Below are 19,369 nucleotides of genomic sequence, written 5' to 3'. Positions count from 1 at the left end.
TTCACTCTTGACATGGGCAATTGCCCATATATTTTGCCCCGCACCCGATCCCCGGGCAGGGAGTGAACCTCATGCGCCACTGGCTGGCCCTGTTCCCCATCGACCGCGCCGACCTTGACCGGCACGCGGCGACCATCGTTTCGCATTTTGCGGACCCGGACCAACGCTGGACTGCGGTCATCATCGCCGCCAGCGTCGTCACGCTCGCCTGCGCTGTCGCTGGCGCTTGCATCGCGGTGAGGGCCGCACTGTGAGCGCCCCGATCCGTATCGTTGAAGTCGCCGAACTCTACGGCAGCGATTTCTACGTATATCACGGCGCAACGCTGATCCGCGTCTGCCCCTCGCTTGGCATGGCCCGCGAAGTCGCGGCGGGGATCGACCGATGACCCCCACCCCTACGCAGGCGCTTGAGCCGGTTGAAGTCACGCAGGCGGATCGGGACGCGGCCGCAGAATACATGCGCCTGTTCCCCGATCTTCGACTGCCAGAAGCCTTCGCCCGCCACAGGGACGCTGAAGCACGGCGTTGCACGGCGATCACGCAGCGCATCACGTCGCAATCAGGCCACAGCCAGAGCAGTAATGCTGCCTCGGTGGGGGTGGACCCATTCGCAGGCCGGATTTTCACGCGGGCCAGCGTTGAAGACGCGATCGCGAGCATCCGGGCCGAACCGAGGACGAAAGGCACGGTCACGCATTCTCGTTTCGACAAGTTTGACGTCGACCACGTCGTAACCGCCTGCGAACTCCTGCTCGCCTCTCTATCCACCCCCACGGCTGAACCCTCTTCGCCATGGCCCGGAGACGGGATGCGGGAGGCTCTGGCAAAAGAGATCGCCGCAATCTTCGCGCGGCGCAATTGGCTTAGCATGGCCAAAGATGCGCTGGAGTTGCGAGCTTGCATGAAAAGCCACGGCGCTGTTCCCCCTTTCATGGAAGATGAGCTTACAGAACAGGGCGCTTACGAAGCCGCCGACAGGATTATGCGCGAAGTTCCCGGCGTCCTCGCCGCCCTCACCCCTTCGACCCTCTCCGATCTACATCCTCTTGGTCAGGAATATGACGGGGATGCGCTGGAGGGTCCATTTCACGTTTCGCGGTCGAGCAACGGCGAAAAGCAATGGTTCAGTGCGCGCGATCCAGCGGCGGGCGTTACCATCCCCGGCAATGATCGCGCCGACGCATATGCGCTGGCTGCCGCCCTGAACCGATCCTGTGAGATGTTCGCCCGCTCCGCCCTCTCCGCCACCCCACCCGCACAGGAGGAGGGATGATGTTTAGCCCCGAACAGGTAGCGGCCGCATCCGCAGAGACGGAACGCCTTCAACGCGAACTCGACATAACGAACGCCGACCATATCGCGCTCTGGCTTGAGGCGAACATGGGCGATTCTTCGCTCTCGTGGCTGTCCTGTCGTATCATCGAGGCGCACGAAGCCGTCATTGCACGCCGCGCCGGGTACGCGCCGGGCAACTACTCGATCCGGTGTGTGGACTGCCAGCAGGTGGTCGATAGCTGCGATAAGCGCGCGATCCGATGCGCGAGTTGCGCCACCCCCGCCCCGACCGTTGATGAAACCGACCGACTGCGCTCCGAGAAGCAGTGCTTCGATCTGACGTGGATCGCCCCGCCGAGTGCAGAACTGCCGGACGGAAGGCGTGTCCATCCGAAGCCTATGACTGGTCGGCAAGCCTTCGAGAGCTTCGATGTCGCGCTGACCTTCTTCAGGAACCGGATCGAGGGCAGCGAGTTCGTCTCCCTCTTCGAGACACGCTCGCGCACCTTCGACCGATCAGATGATGCCCGCGAAGCCCTGTCCGACCGTCCCCAAGATGAGGGGGAGGTGAACCGTGGGTGAGATGCACGATCTCCGCAGGTCGGTCTGCCGACACTCATTCGAACGGAATCCGCCGTCGCAGCATTGGCTCGAAAGCGATGCTGGCACCAGCTATTGCTGGGATTGCGCCGTCGTCGCGCGAGGCCGCGAATTTGAACTCGGCCCTCTGCTGACGATCAGCCCATGGTATAGCCGAAACGATTGGCAGGAAGCCTTTTTCGCAGGCATTGACGGCGGCGATTGGTATTCCGCCATAGAGGACGGCACGAAGCGGTGCGACCGGTGCGGCTGCACGCTGCATTATTGGCTGACAGATTACGGTCTCGATGAAGAGATTGCCTACTGGCGAGACGTAGATTTCGCGGACGCGAGTGACACGCAGGAAACGGCCTATGCGATAGACCGGCTCTTCGAGGTCTCCGACGAAGGAGCCTGCGCGGACGTGCGCGACATTGCGCAACGATTCCTAGCCGTCCTCACCAACCCCAACCCCGACCATCCTGTATCTCAGATAGGGAGGGAGGAATGAGCCGCGCCCATAAGCCCGGCACCGTCGAACTCGATGGCTGCGGCAACCTGTTCTTCGTCACCAGCGATGGTCAGCATGTCCCGTACAAGCGGGATCGGCACTATCGGGCCTCTCGTAGGCGCGATCACCGGCTTCCTGTCGATCGGCGGGAGTGGACGCTGTGAGCCGGCGTCCTTGGAACCACCCCGATCACGCACCCTATGACGAGGCCGTCGAAGTCCGAGTCTACGGCGGCAAGCGTTTTCGCGCTCAATTGAAGCGCGACGCCTCGATGACCGAGGACGAAAAGCCGTGCGATCAGTGGCAGGCCGAAGACGGCGAGAAGCATCCGCGCGACTGGTGCGGTGGCGCCTGCTGGGAAAGCAACAGCGAAGGGCTGGCGAGCGATCCCGTCGTCGGTTGGCGGAGGATCGAAGAATGACCTTCGCCGCCATCGCCCCGAACAATTACCCATTGATCGCACTGGCAGAGGCCGACCGCCGCGCGCACGCCGCCCGCACCGCGCAGGGCATCACCGCCGAACAACGCCGGTCCGACCGCGCCGAATGGGCCGCGATCGTCGAATGGTGCCGCTGGTGGGACGGCGACCGTCAGGGCGCCTGGCCCGGCTCCGGCCTCGACGAATGCGAGCATTTGGCCGCCGTCACGCTACGCACCGCCGCTGCCGCGCTCCGCAAATGGCATGCCGAAGGCCGTCAGCCCGGCGAGGCTGAGGCGCGCGCCTTCCTGCTGCTCAAGCTCGCGGTCCGCTTCGCCACCTATCTCGGCCACCCGACCCCCAGCGTCGATGCCGACGGCAACATCATCTTCCCCTTTTCCCAGCCCGAAAGGATCGCCGCATGAACATAGCCAGCCATTTTGCCGACTTCGGCACCCTGCCCAGCTATGTTCACGCCGACGATCTGGACGATCTCAACATCGACAATTTCGCCGGCGGCGGCGGCGCGTCGACCGGGATCGAAGCGGCACTGGGCCGCGCCCTCGATGCCGCGATCAATCACGATGACGAAGCGATCCGCATGCACGCGGCCAACCACCCCGGCACGCTGCATATCCGCAACAATATCTGGCGCGTCGATCCGCTCGACGTGACCAAGGGCCGCCGCGTCGGCCTCATCTGGTTCAGCCCCGATTGCAAGCATTTCAGCAAGGCAAAGGGCGGCAAGCCGCGCGAAAAGTCGATCCGCGACCTGGCATGGGTCGTCGTCCACTGGATCAAGCGGCTGCAGGCCGAGGCGAAACGCCGCGGCGACCCGAATTGGCGCCAGATTATCAAGGCGATCTTCATCGAAAATGTCGAGGAATTCCGGACGTGGGGCCCGCTCGACGATCACGGCTACCCGATCAAGGAACTGGCCGGGACGACCTTCGACCAATGGTGCGCCGAAATCCGCAAGGCGGGCGGCAGGATCGAATGGAAAGAGCTGCGCGCCTGCGATTACGGTACGCCTACAATCCGCAAGCGGCTCGTCATCATCATCAAATTCGACGGATCGCCGATCACCTGGCCGACCCCGACCCATGCGCCCGCCGATCCCGAGGAACGCAAGCTGTGGATCGCGCGCCAGAAAAAGGCGGGGTTCAAGATCGATCCCGCGAAGCTGAAGCCATGGCGCACCGCCGCCGAGATTATCGACTGGTCGATTCCGTGCCCGTCGATCTTCGACCGCAAAAAGCCGCTGGCCGACAAGACCCTGCGCCGCATCGCGCACGGCATCATGAAGTTCGTCGTCAACAATCCGGCGCCGTTCATCGTGCCGGCGATGACGAACAACACCGCCAAGCCCGTCGATGACCCGCTTTCGACCATCACGGCCAGCAACCGGCTGTGGCTGGCAGAGCCCTTCGTTGCGCCGCTGACCCATGCGGGAAGCGCGAGCAGGTCATACGGCCTCGAGGCGCCGCTTCATACCGTCACCGGCGCCAATCGCGGCGAAATGGCCCTGATATCGCCCCACATCACAAAGTTCCGCGCCGGAACGATCGGACATGCCGTGGGCGATCCGCTGCACACCGTCACCGCGAACAGCTTCGTCAAGCGCCCCGGCGGCTCCGCGCCGCTCGGACTGGTTCAGGCATCGCTGGCGCCGTTCGTCATCGGCACAGCGTTCAAGAATACCCGCGCCGCCCGCGCCTTCGCGCCGGGCGAGCCCGTGCGCACCCAGACCGCGCAGGCCGAATATGCCATCGCCACCGCACACCTCGCCCCCTTCGTCACTTATGCGCAGCAGGGCGGCGCCAACCGCGCGGCCGAGGATCCGTTGCACACCATCTGCGCCTCCAAAAAGGATCAGAATTGCATCGTCTCGGCCGTGCTGTCGCCTGTCATCGTCGGGTGCGGCGGAAGGCGTGGCCAGTCGGCACCGGTCGGGCCCGAACAGCCTTATCCCACGACGACGGCAAAGGCCGACGCCTGCATTGCGGTCGCGCATCTCGCGCAAATGAACAAGGAGCGGACCGGGGTTAAGCCGGGCCGCGCAGCCGACGCGCCGGTCAGCACCATCACCACCAGCGGGTCGCATCAGCAACTCGTCGTGACATTCCTCGAGCGTCAGTTCGGGAAGAGCGAGGGTGCAGCGATAATCGACCCCCTGCCGACGACGACAGCGGGCGGAGGCGGCAAAAGCGCGCTCGTCAACGCCTTCCTCGCGCCCTTCTATGGCGAGAAGGCCGGCGGGAAGGTTCGGGCCAGCAACGCCGCCGACGAGCCCCTGCGGACGCAGACTTGCGATCCGCGTCATGCCCTTGTCGCCGCGCACCTTGCGCAGTTCAGCGAGACGCGCGAAGGCCGCAAGCTCAACCCCGGCCACAGCTTCGCCGATCCCCTGTCGACGATCGTCCAGCGCGGACCGCTGCAGGCGACGGTGACGTCGCACCTGATGAAACTCCGCGGTACCAGCGAGGCGCATATCGCCGCCAGTGCCGAACCGGTCGACCAGCCGCTGAACACCGTCAGCGCGCAAGGGCTGCACATGGCAGAGGTCCGGGCCTTCCTGCTGAAATATTATAGCGCCGCGCAGCACGGCCAGGAAGCGACGGCACCGCTGCACACGATCACGCATCAGGCCCGCTTCGGCCTCGCCACCGTCACCATCGACGGCGAGGAATTTGTCATCGTCGATATCGGCATGCGCATGCTCACTCCGCGCGAACTGTTCAACGCCCAGGGCTTCCCGCCCGATTACATCATCGATCGCGACGCCGACGGCAAACCGATCACCAAGACCGCGCAGGTCGCCAAATGCGGCAACAGCGTCTGCCCGCCGCTCGCCGAAGCACTGGTCCGCGCCAACCTGCCCGCCGCGATCGCCGAGCGGGAACAGGAGGCAGCGTGACCCGCCCCGCGGCCATCAGTCAGGCCGACTATGACCGCGCTGTCAGCGCCTGCCAAAAGGCAGGTGTCGAACGCGCGCGCATCCGGCTTGACCTCGCCCACCAAACGATTGACATCTTCCTCGGCGAGAATCGCGACGATGCCACGCCGAAATCAGCAAACCCTTGGGACGAAGAACTTGCCGACGCACCGCACCAGTAAGAAATCCAAACGTCGGATTGCCGCTAACGAACTGCTGCCCAAATATGTCACCAGCTTTCGTGACCGCCACGGCAAGCTGCGCCTGAAATTTCGGCGCAAGGGTTATGAGCCCCACAGTTTTCAGCACCCCTACGGCACCAAAGAATTCGACGCGGAATATATCGCTGCCAACGGCGGCGGCAGCCAGACACCGCCGCCCCGGCCATCCCCTTACGCTAAGGGCTCGATCGGCGACCTGCGCAGCCAATATTTCAAACCCATCACCAGGCTGGGCCCTAGCGAGACAACTCAGAAAAAGGTTGCGCGGATTATCAACGACTTCTGCGACGGGCGTGAGGATCGCTTGGTCGCCGATATCGAATTTATCCATATCGACGCGATCATCGCCAAGAAACAGGTCAAGCGGCAACAGGGCAACCGCGTGGTCGGTGGCGTCGAGGCCGCACGAAAGCTGCGCAAGGAGTTGGTTCGCTTTTTCGCCTTTGCCAAAAAGCTGAAGCTGATCACCGACAATCCAGCCGACGATTCAGAACGGGTCAAGGTGCCCGCCGGTGAGCGGTCGAAGGGCTTTCACACATGGACCGAAGAAGAGATTGCGCAATACCGCGCCCAATACCCCCTCGGCACGAACGCCCGCCTGGCGCTGGAACAGATTCTGTGGACCGATCAGCGCCGCGGAGACGCCATTCACCTCGGCCGTCAGCATATTGTCGACGGCTTCATCAAGGTGACCCAGTCGAAGGGCGGCAAGCTTCTCTGGCTCCCGGTCGCCGTGCAATGGATCGAAGCAATCGAGGCGATGGGCGACGAAGCGACCAGCCCGATGTGTTTCCTGCTGAACGACGCCGGCATGCCCTTCACCAATGCCGCATTCGGCAACTGGTTCAGGGAGAAATGCGACGGCGCGGGGTTGCACCATTGTACGGCGCACGGCCTGCGTAAAGCCACGATGCGCCGCATGGCCGAACTGCAATTAGGCAACCAGACGATGAAGTCGGTGTCCGGTCACACAAAGGATAACGAAGTCGCGCTGTACACTGCCGAGGCAAATCAGAAGCGCATGGCCACGGCTGCGATTAAGCGCCTTTCGGCATGGGAAAAGCGCTTCCTTGCGGCAGAGAAAACGCGGCAGCGCGGACAATTAAAGGCCGTCTAATGTCTAACCTTGGCCCCAAGGTTAGACACAAAACCAGCGCAATCCATTGAATTTACTAGTTAATATGGTTCGGCTGGAGGCCCGAGCCGGAATCGAACCGGCGTGCGCGGATTTGCAGTCCGCTGCGTCACCACTCCGCCATCGGGCCTCGCGCCGAAAGCCGCAACCGCTGATGCGGACGGCCGGGTGTTGGACGGCGGTGCTAGTGAGGGGGTTTCACCGCCTTGTCAAGGATTCGCCGGAGCAACGCGCGCGAAGGGCGATGGGACTTGGCGGCACCCCCATTGCCAGCTATGCGGCGACAGCGCGGGGATGCAGCTGTATTGTCATTGCAATACAGCATCGCTTCGGCTAGAGCTTCCCCGCAAAGGTTCAGACCCTTAGGAATCGGAAACAGGCTGATGGCGACCAAGTTTAGCGAAATTAGCGCCGCGGATATGCGCGCAGCGATGATCGACAGCCAGTTGCGCACCAACGACGTCATCGACCCCGTCGTGGTCGGCGCGATGGCCGAAGCGCCGCGCGAGGCCTATGTGCCCGCCGCGCTCGCCGGAGTGGCCTATATGGACCGCGCGATCGCGCTCGATCACGGCCGCGCACTCAATCCGCCGCTCGTTACCGGCCGCCTGCTCGTCGCCGCGGCGATCCGCCCGGGCGTGCGCGTGCTGCTGATCGGCAGCGCGACGGGATATACCGCGGCCCTGCTCGCGCTGATGGATGCCGAAGTTCACGCGGTCGAGGAACAGGCCGAGCTGATGGCGACGGCCCGCGCCCGCGCGACCGACGACGCGATCCGCTGGGTCGAAGGCCCGCTGAACGCCGGTGCCCCCGATGCCGCGCCGTTCGATCGCATCATCATCGAAGGCGCGATCGAGGCGCTGCCCGAAGCCCTCGTCGTACAGCTCGCCGAAGGTGGGCGGCTGGTCGCGGCGCGGCGCGAGGGTGCGGTGACCCGGCTGGTCCAGGGCGTCAAGACCGGCGGCACGATCGCGCTGCGCAGCTTTGCCGACATGGATGCCGCGCCGCTGCCGGGCTTTGCGGCGCCGGCGGGATTCCGCTTCTGAAAAACCCTTCCTCTTGTTTCAGGCTGACATGACGATGCACGATAATCAGACCAGACTGCCCGTCCGCCGTGCGCGCCTGTTCGGCGGGTTGGCGCTCGGTGCGCTGATCCTGGCATCGCAGGCGCAGGCCGAAACGCTGCAGGGCGCACTCGCCAAGGCGTATGAGAATAATCCGACGCTGACCGCGGCGCGCGCCGGACAGCGCGCGAACGACGAAAATGTGCCGATCCAGAAAGCGGCAGGCTTGCCCAACGCCGGCGCCGGGGTCGATTATACCGAAAATCTCGTCCTTCCCGGCAACGCCTTTTTCTCACCGAAACGCACGCTGACTGTCGGCGGGCAGGTGTCGGTACCCATTTATCAGGGCGGCGCGGTGCGCAACGCGGTGAAGGCCGCAAAATATCGCGTCGAGGCGGGGCAGGCCGATCTGCGCGCGACCGAGGCGAGCATTTTCTCGCAGACCGTCGGCGCCTATATGGACGTCATCCGCGACCAGGCGATCGTTCAGCTCAACCAGAAGAATGTCTCGGTCCTGCGGACCAATTTGCAGGCGACGAGCGACCGTTTCGAGATCGGCGACCTGACGCGCACCGACGTTGCCCAGTCCGAAGCCCGGCTCGCGCTGGCCGAAGGCGATTTGCGCACCGCCGAATCGAATCTGATTGCCAGCCGCGAATCCTACATCCGGCTCGTCGGCGACGTGCCGACCGATCTGGAGCAGCCGCCGCAACTTCCGGGCATGCCAGGGACCGCCGAGGAAGCGGTGGCGATCGCGCTGAACAGCAATCCCGACATCGACGCCGCGAATCAGCTCGTCAACGCCAGCCGCGCCGACATCGGCGTCGCGCGCGCCGACCGGTTGCCCAAATTGAAGGCGACGACCAGCGCTGGTTACAATAATAATCTCAATTCGGTGACCGACACCACGTCCGAAAATATCACGAACAGCGCATCGGCGACCCTGTCGTTGACGATCCCGCTCTTCCAGGGCGGACGCCCCGCCGCGCTGGTGCGCCAGGCGCAGTCACGGTCCAGCCAGGCCATCGAAAATTATGTCGAGACCGAACGCAATGTGATCGCGCAGACGCGCGGCGCCTATGCCGCGTGGCAGGCGAACGAGCGCATCATCGCGGCAACCCAGCAGGCGGTCGGCGCCAACGCGCTGTCGCTCGAAGGCGTGCGCGCCGAAAACAGCGTCGGTACGCGTTCGATCCTCGACATATTGAACGCCGAACAGGAATATCTGAACACCCAGGTCCAGCTCGTTTCGGCCCGGCGCAACTCCTATGTCGCCGCTTTTTCGGTGCTCGCCGCGATGGGCAAGGCCGAGGCGCGCGATCTGGGCATCGAGGGCGGCCCGCTTTACGATCCGGCGGTCAATTACGAACGCGTGCGCGGCAAGATCTTCGACTGGGACGACGATCCGAAGCCGCAGCAGCAGGCGACCGATACGCGGAGCATTCCGGCGGCCAATGCCGCGGTGCCCGCCGGCGATCCGCTGCCCGGACAATAGGGCTTGGCAAGCCCGCCTGCTCCCCGGTATAAACGTGGTTAATCGCCCTTGCCGGGCGCACCGAAGAGGGATTTGATGGGCGACATGTCGCGAGAGCCGTCGATGGAGGATATTTTGTCGTCGATTCGGCGCGTGATCGCACGCGACGAGGCGCCCGGCAATGCCCGCGACTCGGCCGTCCCGCATGACGATATCCTCGACCTCCACGACGAAGATTTGCGCGATACCGCGACGCCGGTACCCGATGAACTGGTATCGGCGAGGAGCGCCGACGCCGCGCGCCAGTCGCTCGAAGCGCTGAGCGCGGCGATCGCGCCGGCACCGGCGGCCGCGGCGGCACCCGCCGACGCGGCACCCGCCGCGCGCACGATGGAAGATGTCGTCCTCGACGCGCTGCGCCCGATGCTCAAGGAATGGCTCGACACCAATCTTCCGCCGCTCGTCGAAGCGATGGTGGCGAAGGAAATCAGCCGGATTACCGGACGCAAACTTTAGCTCGACGAAAAAGGCCCGTATCCCCGCGAAGGCGGGGATCCATCTCCTGCCGGTTGGAGTTAGCACCCACCGGAGATGGGCTCCCGCCTTCGCGGGAGCACACAGCTTATCAACGCGGCCAAATTACCCCGCCCAATCCTCCAGCAAATGCCGCGCGATCGCCAGCGACGGCGGCGCCATGAACGGCGCGCCCATGTCGCCGGCCAGCGCCGCGCGCACTTCGGCGCGGTCGACCCACATCGCCGCTTCGATCTCGGTCGTATCGAGCGTCAGCGCGGGATCCTTTGCCACCGCGCGGCAGCCGATCATCAGCGACGAGGGGAAAGGCCAGGGCTGGCTCGCCACATAGGTCACGCCGGAAACGCGGATGCCCGCTTCCTCGAACAATTCGCGCGCGACCGCTTCCTCGAGCGATTCGCCCGGTTCGACGAAGCCCGCCAGCGCCGAGAAGAAGCCCGGCGGAAAACCGCCCTGCCGTCCGAGCAGGACGCGCCCGTCATATTCGGCGAGCATGATCACCACCGGATCGACGCGCGGGAAATGTTCGGCGCTGCACGCGCCGCATTTGCGGCCCCAGCCGCCGCGAAACAGCTCGGTCGGCGTGCCGCAGACGGCGCAGAAACGGTGCCGCGCGTGCCAGTCGACCAGGCTGCGCGCGCCGCCGTAGAGCGCGGCATCGGCGGCCGACAGCAAGGGCAGCAGCCGCATCACGGTGCGCGAGCGCGCATCGACACGCGCGCCGGGCGCCGGCTCGCGCACGAAATGCGGCACACGGTCGTCGTCGAGGCCGAGCAGCAGCAAGGCGCGCCCGTCGGCGGGGTCGAGCGGCTCCCAGCGGAGGCCACCGCCCTCGCCCGGCACGAAATCGATCCCGTCGAGCGCAAGACAGCGCGCGCGCGGGTCGGACGCCGCCGCCGCAAACGCATCGGCATCGGTACGCAGCTGGTCAGCGCGATCGAGCAACGCGCCGGTGAAACCCAGTGGCAAGGACATCAGGCCTTCACATCCTGATAAAAGGTCTCGCCGAACTTGCTTTGAAAGGTCAGCGCATCGGACGGGATATATTGGGTGTAGCCCGCAACGCGATAACCGCGCTTGCGATCGACGAAGCCGATCGTCCCCGCGGCGCCCGCCCAGCCGAACAGCCCCTCGCCCGTCGGCGAGGTCGGCAGCGACACGCGGCCGCCGGCGCCGAAACCCTGGCCCTCGATAAAGGTGCCCTTGCGCTCGACGCTGTCGTCGATGAGGTTCGACATGGCGAGCCGTGCGGTATCGGGCTTCAGGATCCGCACCCCGCCGGTTTGGCCTTCGCCAAGCAGCATCGCGAGGAAGCGGTCGTAATCGCGCGCGCTCGACACCAGCCCGCCGCCGCCATAGGGCATCGGCGGCGGGTCGAGGTAGATCGAACTCGTCGCGGGATCGATCGGCAGCAAGGCACCGCTGAACGGAGCATAGTTGGTCGAAAAGCGCCCCACATCGGCGGCGGCGACCTGGAAGCCGGTGCTCTTCATGCCGAGCGGATCGAAGATCCGCGCTTTCAGAAACGCATCGAACTTTTGTCCCGATACGACCTCGATCACGCGTCCCATCAGGTCGAGCCCGACCGAATAGCTCCAGTGCGTACCGGGTTCATAGACCAGCGGCAGCGCCGCCAGCCGGTCGGCGAACGCCTCCAGACTCGGCGCGGGCGTCGCCGCGGGCATGCCGGGGATCGGCAGGCGGCTGACCTGTCCGCCCAGGATACCCGCCTCATTATAGGCGTCGCGCAGCGGCCCCTTCTGGATGATGCCATAGCCGAGCCCAGCGGTATGGGTGATCAGCTGGCGCACCGTGATCGGCCCTTTCGCAGGGCGGACGTCGGTGATCGACCCGTCGGGGACATTCTGCACCTTCATATTGGCGAAGGCGGGCAGGAAATCGGCGATCGGCTGGTCGAGCTTGATCTTGCCTTCCTCGATCAGCAGCATCGCGGCGATGCCGGTGACCGGCTTGGTCATCGAATAGAGGCGCCACAGCGTATCGGCATCGACCGCGCGCGTCGAATCCATCGCCTGCGTCCCGGCGCCGAAATAATCGGCCTCGCCCTGCCCCTTGCCGATCGCGGCGAGCGTGCCGGCCAGTTCGCGGCGATCGACGAAGCCTTTGATGAAGGCATAGGTCGCGGGATAAAGCTGTTCGCCGCCGGCCTTCCACGCCAGCGCCGCGCGCGGCAACAGGGTCGTCGCCCCGGCCGCCGCGAATCCACCGAGCAGCGCGCGCCGCGAAACCATCATGTTCATGCCTTTTTCTCCAGCATCTTGCCCACCAGCTTGCGATAGAGCGTCGGCAATCCCGCCGCGTCAAGGTCCGCGATCGGCCACCATAGACCTTCCGCTGCGGCATCGAGGGCTTGCGGGGACGCTTCGCGGCGCACGAGGTTCAGCGTCAGGTCGAAATGGGTGAAGCCATGATCGACGCTGGCGATCGCCGACTCGGCGGGCGGTGCATCGGTCCAGTCCCCGCCCGGCAGCGCGCGCATCCCGCCGAGCATGCCCTTGCCCGGGCGGCGGACGAGCCACAGCTTGCCGTCGCGTTCGATCCACCAGGCGATGCCGTGGCGATGCGGCTTCGCCTTCTTCGGCGGCTTGACCGGCAGCCGGTCGAGGTCGGCGCGCCCGCGCGCGCGGCAATCGGCCATCACCGGGCAGATCGCGCAGGCGGGGCCGCGCGGGGTGCAGATCGTTGCGCCAAGGTCCATCAGCGCTTGCGCGAAATCGCCCGGCCGGTCTTCGGGGACCAGCGGCGCCAGCGCGGCGCGAATCTCGCGCTTTGCCATCGGCAGGGGCGTGGTGATCAGCCGGTGGCGCGCGATCACCCGCTCGATATTGGCGTCGACGACGACCGCTGGGCGGCCGAACGCGATCGCCGCCACCGACGCGGCGGTATAATCGCCGATCCCCGGCAATGTGCGCAGCCCGGCCTCGCTATCGGGAAAGCGCCCGCCATGCTCTGCGACCACCGCCCGGGCGCAGGCGAGCAGGTTGCGCGCCCGGGCATAATAGCCGAGCCCCGCCCACGCCGCCATGACGTCGGCGTCCTCGGCGGCGGCAAGATCGCCGACGGTCGGCCAAGTTGCGGTGAAACGCGCGAAATAGCCCGCGACCGCCGCGACCGTCGTCTGCTGCAGCATGACCTCGGCCAGCCAGATGCGATAGGGATCGGCTATGCCGCCGCTGTTCGGTGCGATCCGCCACGGAAGGTCGCGCGCGGCGCGATCGTACCAGCCCAGGATGCGTCCCGCGAAATCATGGAGTCCCTCCCCTTCAGGGGAGGGGTTGGGGTGGGGGCTCGAAACCTCGCGCAATACCGCTAGCCCCCACCCGCTGCGACTAGGCAGCAAGCTGCCAAGTCTCGCTGCCCTCCCCTGAAGGAGAGGGCTGATTCTGTGCCTGTCATATGGTCGGATATCTGGACGCTCACCCCCCGCCTATGGCATGACGCCTGCCATGACGAAAGACACGGGCGATGGCTTGCCTGCCAAAAAAGCGAAAGCGAAGCCGGGGGCGAAAAGCGGCGCCAAAGGCGGCGTGAAGCGTAGCGGGGCACCCGCGCGACCCTATGAGCGGCCGCGCGGCGGCGAGGCGCGCTCGATTTCCGACCTCGTCCCCGAAATCGGCCGCACCGCCTTTCGCAAATTCGGCTTCATTCAAAGCTCGGTGGTCAGCCGCTGGCGCGAGATCGTCGGCGACCGGCTGGCCGATGTCACTCAGCCCGCGATGATTCGTTTTCCGGCGGGACAAAAGGCGGGCGGTACGCTGCACCTGACGATCAGCGGCGCGCATGCGCCGATGCTTCAGCATGTCGCGCCCGACATCATCGGATCGGTCAATCGCTTCTTCGGCTATGCCGCGATCGCGCAGGTCCGCATGACGCATGGCCAGGTCACCCCCGCCGCGCCCGTTCAGCCCCCGGCAATGCTGAAACCCGTACCCGCCGAGCTGGGGGACAGTCTCCGCGATATCGGCGATCCGGAACTCAGGACCGTGCTCGAACGCATGGCCGCCGGGCTGGCGACGGCGCCCAAACTTCCCCGCATCAGCTGACAGAAAGACCCGGCACCCGATGTCCGAATTTCGCACCCTTTTTCCTCGCCGCACCGCGATCGGCGCGCTCGCCGTCGCCGCGCTCGCGCTCACCGGAGCGGCCCAGCCGGCGAAACCCGCCGCGCCGCGCTGGTCGGCCACCGTGTCGACCAACGACATCGGCGCCTTCGTCGTCGGCAACCCCAAGGCGAAGGTCCGGCTGATCGAATATTTCAGCTACACCTGCAGCCACTGCGCCGACTTCGCCCGCCTGTCCGCCGTGCCGCTCAAAACGCTCTATATCGACAAGGGACTGGTGGTTCTCGAGCATCGCAACCTCGTTCGCGATCCCGTCGACCTGACCGCGGCGCTGCTCGCGCGCTGCGGCGGCGGCAAGGCGTTCGCGGGCAATCATCAGGCGATCTTTGCCGCGCAGAAAAGCTGGTTCGGCAAGCTGCAAACCGCGTCCGAAGCGCAAATGAAAAGCTGGTATCAAGGCGATGTCGGCGAGCGGGCGAAAAAGATCGCCGCCTTCACCGGGCTCGCCGCGCTGATGCGCGCGCGCGGCTTTACCGCGGCGCAGCTTGACGCATGCATGGACGACGGGGTCGCGCAGGCCGAACTTGAGGGTATGACCAACATCGCCTTCAACGCCGACAAGGTGAAGGGCACGCCGACCTTCTTCATCAACGGGCGCAATGCGGAAACCACCCAGTGGCCGGCGCTGAAAACGTCGCTCGACGCCGCGATCAAGGCGCCTTAAAAGCCGCGCCAAGCCATTTTATCCGGAGAGAAAAGCCCATGACCCGCTCGCTTCGTATCGTCCTCCTGTCCTCGCTCAGCGCGCTCGCGCTCGCCGGCTGCGGCGACACCAAAACCGACCCCGCCAAGGAGCAGGAGGTGATCGCCAAGGTCGCCGCACCCGCCAGCAAGAGCTGGTCGCAGACGGTCACCAGGACCGCCGAGGGCGGCTATGTGATGGGCAATCCCGATGCATCGATCAAGATCATCGAATTCGCGTCGCTCACCTGCCCGCATTGCGCCGAATTCTCCAAGGAAAGCCATGAGGAGATCAAGCGCGACTTCATCGACACCGGCCGCGTCAGCCTCGAGGTCCGCAATTTCATCCGCGATCCGCTCGACGCCACCGCCGCGGCCGTCGTCCACTGCGTGCCCGCCGAGCGCTATTATCCGCTGCTCGAAAACGTCTTCGCGACGCAGGAAGAGCTTTACGAGGGCGTGAAGGGCAATGAGGGCGCCGCCGAGGCCGCGATGAAGCTGCCGCCGGCACAGCGTTTCCCGGCGCTGGCGAAGGCGCTCAAGATCGACCAGTTCTTCCAGTCGCGCGGCATTTCGGCCGAACAGTTGAGCGCCTGCCTCGGCAAGGTCGAGAATATCACGACGCTCGAAAAGAACACCAATGCCGCGATCGAAAAATATCAGGTTCAGGGCACGCCGACCTTCCTGATCAACGGCCAGGTCGCCGAGGGTGTCGCCACCTGGCCGCTGCTGCGCGACCGGCTGCGCACGATGGGTGCGCGCTGATCATCGCGATACCGTCATCCCGGCCCCGGCCGGGATGGCCTTGCCACGAAACGGCGGCGCTTAGCGGAAGAAGCAGTTCGTTCCCGCGAACAAGGCATCGATCTTTGCGGCATCGCCGGGTTCGGCGAACATGCCGCCGATCGCCTGCTCGCCGGTCCCGATGCTGAATTCCTCGCCGAGCGTGCTGTCCTCGAGGTCGACGATCGCCACCGATTGCTTCGCCTTGGCGCGCGTCGTGCCGATGCCGATGCCGCTCATCGTCGAATAGGCACCGGCGCCATTTTCATTGCCGAGGAACCAGCCGGCGAACTTGCCGTCCTGGAAGTTGAGCGTCATCGCGTCATAGCGGGTGAATTCCATCGTCCCCGCGCCGCATTCCTCGTTGGTGCTGCGATCGTCTTCCTTGCCCGCGACATTGGCGAGCGCCGATTCGGCCTGTGCCCGCGGCGCACCGAAGGCGAGCAGGCTTGCCTTGCCGCTGGCCTTGTCGACGAACCGCAGCCCTTCGCCGTCGAGGCTGACCGCGGTGGTCGCCGCCGCCGGGCCATCGGCCTTGGCTTCGGGAACGGCTGGCGCGGTCGGTACCGCCTTGTCGTCACCCTCGGCAGCAGGCTTTTCCGCCGCCGGTTTGCATGCGGCGAGCAGCGCCAGCATCGCGACGCCCATCAACTTCTGCCTTTGCTGCGTCGACATCGTCCTGCTCCTTCGTTCAGCGGCGCCCGAAGGGCAGGATCATTATGGCACCCAACACCGCGAGCGCCATATCCTTTTGCGCGTCCCAGATGTCGCCCTGTTGCCCGTTATAGCGGTCGGCGGTCTCGCCCGCCGCGACGATGGTCAGCAACCATTCGAAGATTTCATAGAGGCACGAGATGGCGAGTACCCAGCCGAGAACCGCCAGCATCGCCCCGCGCGGGCCCAGGCCGCCCCAGCGCCGCGCGATTTCGGCGACGGGAATTACCGACAGCGCTCCGAAAGCGAAGTGGACGAGCCGGTCATAATGGTTGCGCGTCCAGCCGAAATGATCGGACAGCGTTGTCCCGGTCAGCGCGCGCGCCCAGTCGTCATAAGGGACGCTGCTATAGGCATAGCGGCCGCCGAGCGTGTGGAGCGCCATAAACGCCACGATGCAGGCGACCGACGCGGTCGACAGCGGCCAGCGGCGAAGCAGCCACGGCGCGGCGACGAGCAGCAGCACCGTCGGGATATGCTGGAGCAGCGCCACCTCGGGATAGGGCTGATCGATCTGGGCAAGCAGCAGCAGCGCGAGGAGCAGGCCGAGCAGGCGCCTTTGCGTTTTGAGGCGGGCCGGAGCGGCGGTCATCGACTGAAATCCAAAACGGGAAAAGCCGCAGAAAACTGCGCAACTTCACACTGAAATGCACAAAATGGGCGCGAAGTAGCAGGTGGAATCATCGGGCAATCGCGGAGCAGCAAGAGGCGCGGGCCGAACAAGCGCCTTTGCGTTTCAGGACGCGCCGGAGCAGCAGTCACCGACCGCAATCCAAAATCGGAAAAGCCGCAGAAAACTGCGCAACTTCACACTGGAATGCATGCCGCACGCACAAGATGGAGGGGGCTGTCATCCGGCAACGCTAGTCCGGCAAGATAATGTAGGACAGCGATTTTTCGATGCACTCACCAGCGCAGCGACATGCAGCTGAGCCCCGCGTCGATATGCGCGATCTGGTCGGTCGGCAGCGGCCGGAATGCGATGCCGCGCGCCGCCAGCAGCGCGTGCGTCGCGGCCCAGCGCTCGCCGACGAGCACGGTGTCGCCGACGCGCAGGATATTGGCGGCGGCCTCTTCGCCCGCCGGGGTCGTCAGGACCTCCAGCCCTTCGAATTCGGGACAGTCCGCGAGTGCGGGCACGGCAAGGATGGTGCGTTCGTCGATCAGTCCGCAGCCGGTCTTGAAGTGGAGCACGCCGCGCGGGGTTTCGGCGATTTCGGCGCGATAGCCGAGCTTGCCGAGCAGGCCGGCGAGTTCCTCGGCCCCGGTGCGGTCGGTGCGCGCCGACAGGCCGATGATGACGCGGTCGGCAAGGCGCAGGATATCGCCGCCGTCGGCAAAGCCGGGACCAGTCATTTCAAACAGGCGCGCGTGATGCGCGGCAAGGGCGCCGCGGACATGGTCGACCTCGCCCGCGCGGCTCGGTGCGCCGGGGCGAAGCAGGATCGCGCCTTCGGGAAAGGTCAGCGCGACGTCTTCGGTGAACAGCGCGTCGGGAAAATCATCGAGCGGTTCGAGGACGTCGACCGCAAGGCCAAGGTCGCGCAGCGCCGCCACATAGGCTTGATGCTCGGCGGCGAGGCCGGTGAAATCGGGATCGGGGCCGCCATCGGCGCGGATGCCGTGCACCGCCGAACGGGCGGGCGCGCGGCAGAGCGCGTGGGTGAAGTTGAAAGGATCAGCCATTCACTCTCTTATCCGTTCGCATCGAGCCAAGTCGAGATACGAAGCTGTACCCCTGCGAAGGCAGGGGTCCATCTCCTGAGATTCCGGCACGACGCAACCGTTGCGGTCAGACGCGACGGCAGGTGATGGGCCCCTGCCTTCGCAGGGGCACAATCTCCTTGGCTTCAGCCCTTCTTCAGATGCCGCCGACCCAGCAGTTCGGCGATCTGCACCGCGTTCAGCGCGGCGCCCTTGCGCAAATTGTCCGAAACGCACCAGAGGTTCAAGCCGTTGTCGACGGTCGGATCGTCGCGGACGCGCGACACGAAGGTCGCGAAGTCGCCGACGCATTCGACGGGGGTGGTGTAGCCGCCGTCCTCGCGCTTGTCGTGGAGCACGACGCCGGGGGCCTCGCGCAGGATACGCTGGGCGTCCTCGGCCGACAGTTCATTTTCCATCTCGATGTTGATCGCTTCGGAATGGCCGACGAACACGGGCACGCGGACGCAGGTCGCGGTGACCTTGATCTTCGGATCGAGGATCTTCTTCGTTTCGACGACCATCTTCCACTCTTCCTTGGTCGATCCGTCGTCGAGGAATTTGTCGATGTGCGGGATGACGTTGAAGGCGATCTGCTTGGTGAACTTCTGCACGTCCTTCTCGTCGCCGACGAAGATCTGGCGCGTCTGGTTCCACAGCTCGTCCATGCCCGCCTTGCCCGCGCCCGACACCGACTGATAGGTCGAGACGACGACGCGCTTGATCTTGGCCGCGTCATGCAGCGGCTTCAGCGCGACGACCATCTGCGCGGTCGAGCAATTGGGGTTCGCGATGATATTGCGCGCCGTATAACCGTCGATCGCGTCGGGGTTCACCTCGGGCACGATCAGCGGCACGTCGGGGTCCATACGGTAGAGCGACGAGTTATCGATCACGACGCAGCCCGCCGCGGCGGCCTTCGGCGCATGGATCGCGGTCGCGTCGCTGCCGATCGCGAAAATCGCCATGTCCCAGCCGGCCCAGTCGAAATTCTCGATATTCTGGCACTTCACGGTTTTACCGGTATCGCCGATTTCGATCTCGTCGCCCTGGCTGCGCGACGATGCGACCGCGGCCAGTTCGTCGTAGGGAAATTCGCGCTCGGCGAGAATGGCGAGCACTTCGCGCCCGACATTGCCCGTGGCTCCGGCGACTACGATACGATAACCCATTTACGCACTCCTCAGTGTAAATACT

General features: G+C 65.2%; 24 protein-coding genes and 1 tRNA gene. 17 read left to right on the top strand and 8 right to left on the bottom strand.

All coding sequences use genetic code 11. The features are described 5' to 3' along the window. The first annotated feature begins 71 nt into the window (after window positions 1–71). The 11 genes from FHR22_RS12775 to FHR22_RS12725 are packed head-to-tail and all read left to right on the top strand — an operon-like array spanning window position 72 to window position 7,058. Window positions 72–254 carry a hypothetical protein gene (locus FHR22_RS12775; protein ID WP_166943225.1) on the top strand — a complete coding sequence of 61 codons (183 nt, stop codon included), beginning with the start codon at window positions 72–74 and terminating at the stop codon, window positions 252–254. Next, entirely contained in the window at window positions 251–388 is a 138-nt protein-coding gene (locus tag FHR22_RS12770) for a hypothetical protein (RefSeq protein ID WP_166943222.1), read from the top strand. Before FHR22_RS12775 ends, FHR22_RS12770 begins: the two co-directional genes overlap by 4 nt. Continuing rightward, the gene (locus tag FHR22_RS12765; RefSeq protein WP_166943219.1) at window positions 385–1,275 is read left to right on the top strand and encodes a hypothetical protein; all 891 of its coding nucleotides are present in this window, start codon (window positions 385–387) and stop codon (window positions 1,273–1,275) included. The genes FHR22_RS12770 and FHR22_RS12765 overlap by 4 nt, the downstream gene beginning before the upstream one ends. Beyond that, window positions 1,272–1,859, top strand: coding sequence for a hypothetical protein (locus FHR22_RS12760; protein WP_166943216.1), 588 nt, complete (start codon window positions 1,272–1,274; stop codon window positions 1,857–1,859). The genes FHR22_RS12765 and FHR22_RS12760 overlap by 4 nt, the downstream gene beginning before the upstream one ends. Continuing rightward, on the top strand, window positions 1,852–2,367 hold the full coding sequence (locus tag FHR22_RS12755) for a hypothetical protein (protein ID WP_166943213.1): 516 nt from the start codon (window positions 1,852–1,854) through the stop codon (window positions 2,365–2,367). Before FHR22_RS12760 ends, FHR22_RS12755 begins: the two co-directional genes overlap by 8 nt. Further along, entirely contained in the window at window positions 2,364–2,531 is a 168-nt protein-coding gene (locus FHR22_RS12750) for a hypothetical protein (protein WP_166943210.1), read from the top strand. The genes FHR22_RS12755 and FHR22_RS12750 overlap by 4 nt, the downstream gene beginning before the upstream one ends. Further along, window positions 2,528–2,788 (top strand): hypothetical protein, encoded by a 261-nt coding sequence (locus FHR22_RS12745; RefSeq protein WP_166943206.1) that lies wholly within the window; start codon window positions 2,528–2,530, stop codon window positions 2,786–2,788. Before FHR22_RS12750 ends, FHR22_RS12745 begins: the two co-directional genes overlap by 4 nt. Then, window positions 2,785–3,210, top strand: a complete 426-nt coding sequence (locus FHR22_RS12740) for a hypothetical protein (protein WP_166943203.1) — start codon at window positions 2,785–2,787, stop codon at window positions 3,208–3,210. Before FHR22_RS12745 ends, FHR22_RS12740 begins: the two co-directional genes overlap by 4 nt. Next, complete coding sequence (locus tag FHR22_RS12735; protein ID WP_166943200.1) at window positions 3,207–5,702, top strand: DNA cytosine methyltransferase; 2,496 nt, start codon at window positions 3,207–3,209, stop codon at window positions 5,700–5,702. Before FHR22_RS12740 ends, FHR22_RS12735 begins: the two co-directional genes overlap by 4 nt. After that, complete coding sequence (locus FHR22_RS12730) at window positions 5,699–5,902, top strand: hypothetical protein (RefSeq protein ID WP_166942759.1); 204 nt, start codon at window positions 5,699–5,701, stop codon at window positions 5,900–5,902. Before FHR22_RS12735 ends, FHR22_RS12730 begins: the two co-directional genes overlap by 4 nt. Next, on the top strand, window positions 5,880–7,058 hold the full coding sequence (locus FHR22_RS12725) for a tyrosine-type recombinase/integrase (RefSeq protein WP_243853715.1): 1,179 nt from the start codon (window positions 5,880–5,882) through the stop codon (window positions 7,056–7,058). The genes FHR22_RS12730 and FHR22_RS12725 overlap by 23 nt, the downstream gene beginning before the upstream one ends. 74 nt (window positions 7,059–7,132) lie before the next feature. Here FHR22_RS12725 and FHR22_RS12720 read toward each other — a convergent pair. Next, a tRNA-Cys gene (locus FHR22_RS12720) sits at window positions 7,133–7,206 on the bottom strand. Between the two features lie 253 nt (window positions 7,207–7,459). On the opposite strand from FHR22_RS12720, the gene FHR22_RS12715 reads away from it, so the two are divergent. From FHR22_RS12715 to FHR22_RS12705, 3 genes are all read left to right on the top strand, one after another. Further along, the gene (locus FHR22_RS12715; RefSeq protein WP_166943197.1) at window positions 7,460–8,122 is read left to right on the top strand and encodes a protein-L-isoaspartate O-methyltransferase family protein; all 663 of its coding nucleotides are present in this window, start codon (window positions 7,460–7,462) and stop codon (window positions 8,120–8,122) included. Window positions 8,123–8,156: 34 nt separating this feature from the next. After that, a complete protein-coding gene (locus tag FHR22_RS12710) occupies window positions 8,157–9,635 on the top strand; it encodes a TolC family outer membrane protein (protein WP_166943194.1) in 1,479 nt (492 codons plus the stop codon). A gap of 75 nt (window positions 9,636–9,710) precedes the next feature. Continuing rightward, complete coding sequence (locus FHR22_RS12705; protein WP_166943192.1) at window positions 9,711–10,130, top strand: DUF2497 domain-containing protein; 420 nt, start codon at window positions 9,711–9,713, stop codon at window positions 10,128–10,130. A gap of 123 nt (window positions 10,131–10,253) precedes the next feature. Here the strand turns inward: FHR22_RS12705 and nudC are convergent, their stop codons facing one another. From nudC to FHR22_RS12690, 3 genes are read right to left on the bottom strand one after another with little or no spacing between them, the layout of a single operon-like run. Beyond that, on the bottom strand, window positions 10,254–11,123 hold the full coding sequence (nudC, locus tag FHR22_RS12700; RefSeq protein WP_166943190.1) for an NAD(+) diphosphatase: 870 nt from the start codon (window positions 11,121–11,123) through the stop codon (window positions 10,254–10,256). Beyond that, window positions 11,123–12,409 (bottom strand): serine hydrolase domain-containing protein, encoded by a 1,287-nt coding sequence (locus tag FHR22_RS12695; protein ID WP_166943189.1) that lies wholly within the window; start codon window positions 12,407–12,409, stop codon window positions 11,123–11,125. The genes nudC and FHR22_RS12695 overlap by 1 nt, the downstream gene beginning before the upstream one ends. Further along, on the bottom strand, window positions 12,406–13,473 hold the full coding sequence (locus FHR22_RS12690; protein WP_208417683.1) for an A/G-specific adenine glycosylase: 1,068 nt from the start codon (window positions 13,471–13,473) through the stop codon (window positions 12,406–12,408). The genes FHR22_RS12695 and FHR22_RS12690 overlap by 4 nt, the downstream gene beginning before the upstream one ends. Window positions 13,474–13,615: 142 nt before the next feature. Here FHR22_RS12690 and FHR22_RS12685 point away from each other — a divergent pair, with 142 nt between their 5' ends. From FHR22_RS12685 to FHR22_RS12675, 3 genes are read left to right on the top strand one after another with little or no spacing between them, the layout of a single operon-like run. After that, the gene (locus tag FHR22_RS12685; RefSeq protein ID WP_243853714.1) at window positions 13,616–14,212 is read left to right on the top strand and encodes a DUF721 domain-containing protein; all 597 of its coding nucleotides are present in this window, start codon (window positions 13,616–13,618) and stop codon (window positions 14,210–14,212) included. Window positions 14,213–14,231: 19 nt separating this feature from the next. Next, window positions 14,232–14,954, top strand: coding sequence for a thioredoxin domain-containing protein (locus FHR22_RS12680; protein WP_166943187.1), 723 nt, complete (start codon window positions 14,232–14,234; stop codon window positions 14,952–14,954). A gap of 38 nt (window positions 14,955–14,992) precedes the next feature. Next, window positions 14,993–15,736: a thioredoxin domain-containing protein gene (locus FHR22_RS12675; protein ID WP_166943183.1), complete on the top strand. Its 744-nt coding sequence runs from the start codon at window positions 14,993–14,995 to the stop codon at window positions 15,734–15,736. A 60-nt stretch (window positions 15,737–15,796) separates the two neighbouring features. On the opposite strand, the gene FHR22_RS12670 is transcribed toward FHR22_RS12675, so the two are convergent. The 4 genes from FHR22_RS12670 to FHR22_RS12655 form a co-directional block, all read right to left on the bottom strand. Continuing rightward, window positions 15,797–16,429 (bottom strand): hypothetical protein, encoded by a 633-nt coding sequence (locus FHR22_RS12670; RefSeq protein ID WP_166943180.1) that lies wholly within the window; start codon window positions 16,427–16,429, stop codon window positions 15,797–15,799. A gap of 16 nt (window positions 16,430–16,445) precedes the next feature. Further along, a complete protein-coding gene (locus FHR22_RS12665; RefSeq protein ID WP_166943179.1) occupies window positions 16,446–17,060 on the bottom strand; it encodes a DUF2238 domain-containing protein in 615 nt (204 codons plus the stop codon). Between the two features lie 314 nt (window positions 17,061–17,374). Beyond that, entirely contained in the window at window positions 17,375–18,154 is a 780-nt protein-coding gene (locus FHR22_RS12660) for a dimethylarginine dimethylaminohydrolase family protein (RefSeq protein WP_166943176.1), read from the bottom strand. Between the two features lie 164 nt (window positions 18,155–18,318). Beyond that, window positions 18,319–19,344 carry an aspartate-semialdehyde dehydrogenase gene (locus FHR22_RS12655; RefSeq protein ID WP_166943172.1) on the bottom strand — a complete coding sequence of 342 codons (1,026 nt, stop codon included), beginning with the start codon at window positions 19,342–19,344 and terminating at the stop codon, window positions 18,319–18,321. Window positions 19,345–19,369: the final 25 nt, after the last annotated feature.

This window comes from Sphingopyxis panaciterrae (assembly GCF_011762125.1).
GTDB classification, from domain to species: domain Bacteria; phylum Pseudomonadota; class Alphaproteobacteria; order Sphingomonadales; family Sphingomonadaceae; genus Sphingopyxis; species Sphingopyxis panaciterrae.
The sequence above is the reverse complement of the archived record's forward strand: the minus strand, read 5'-3'. Positions and strand labels throughout refer to the sequence as shown.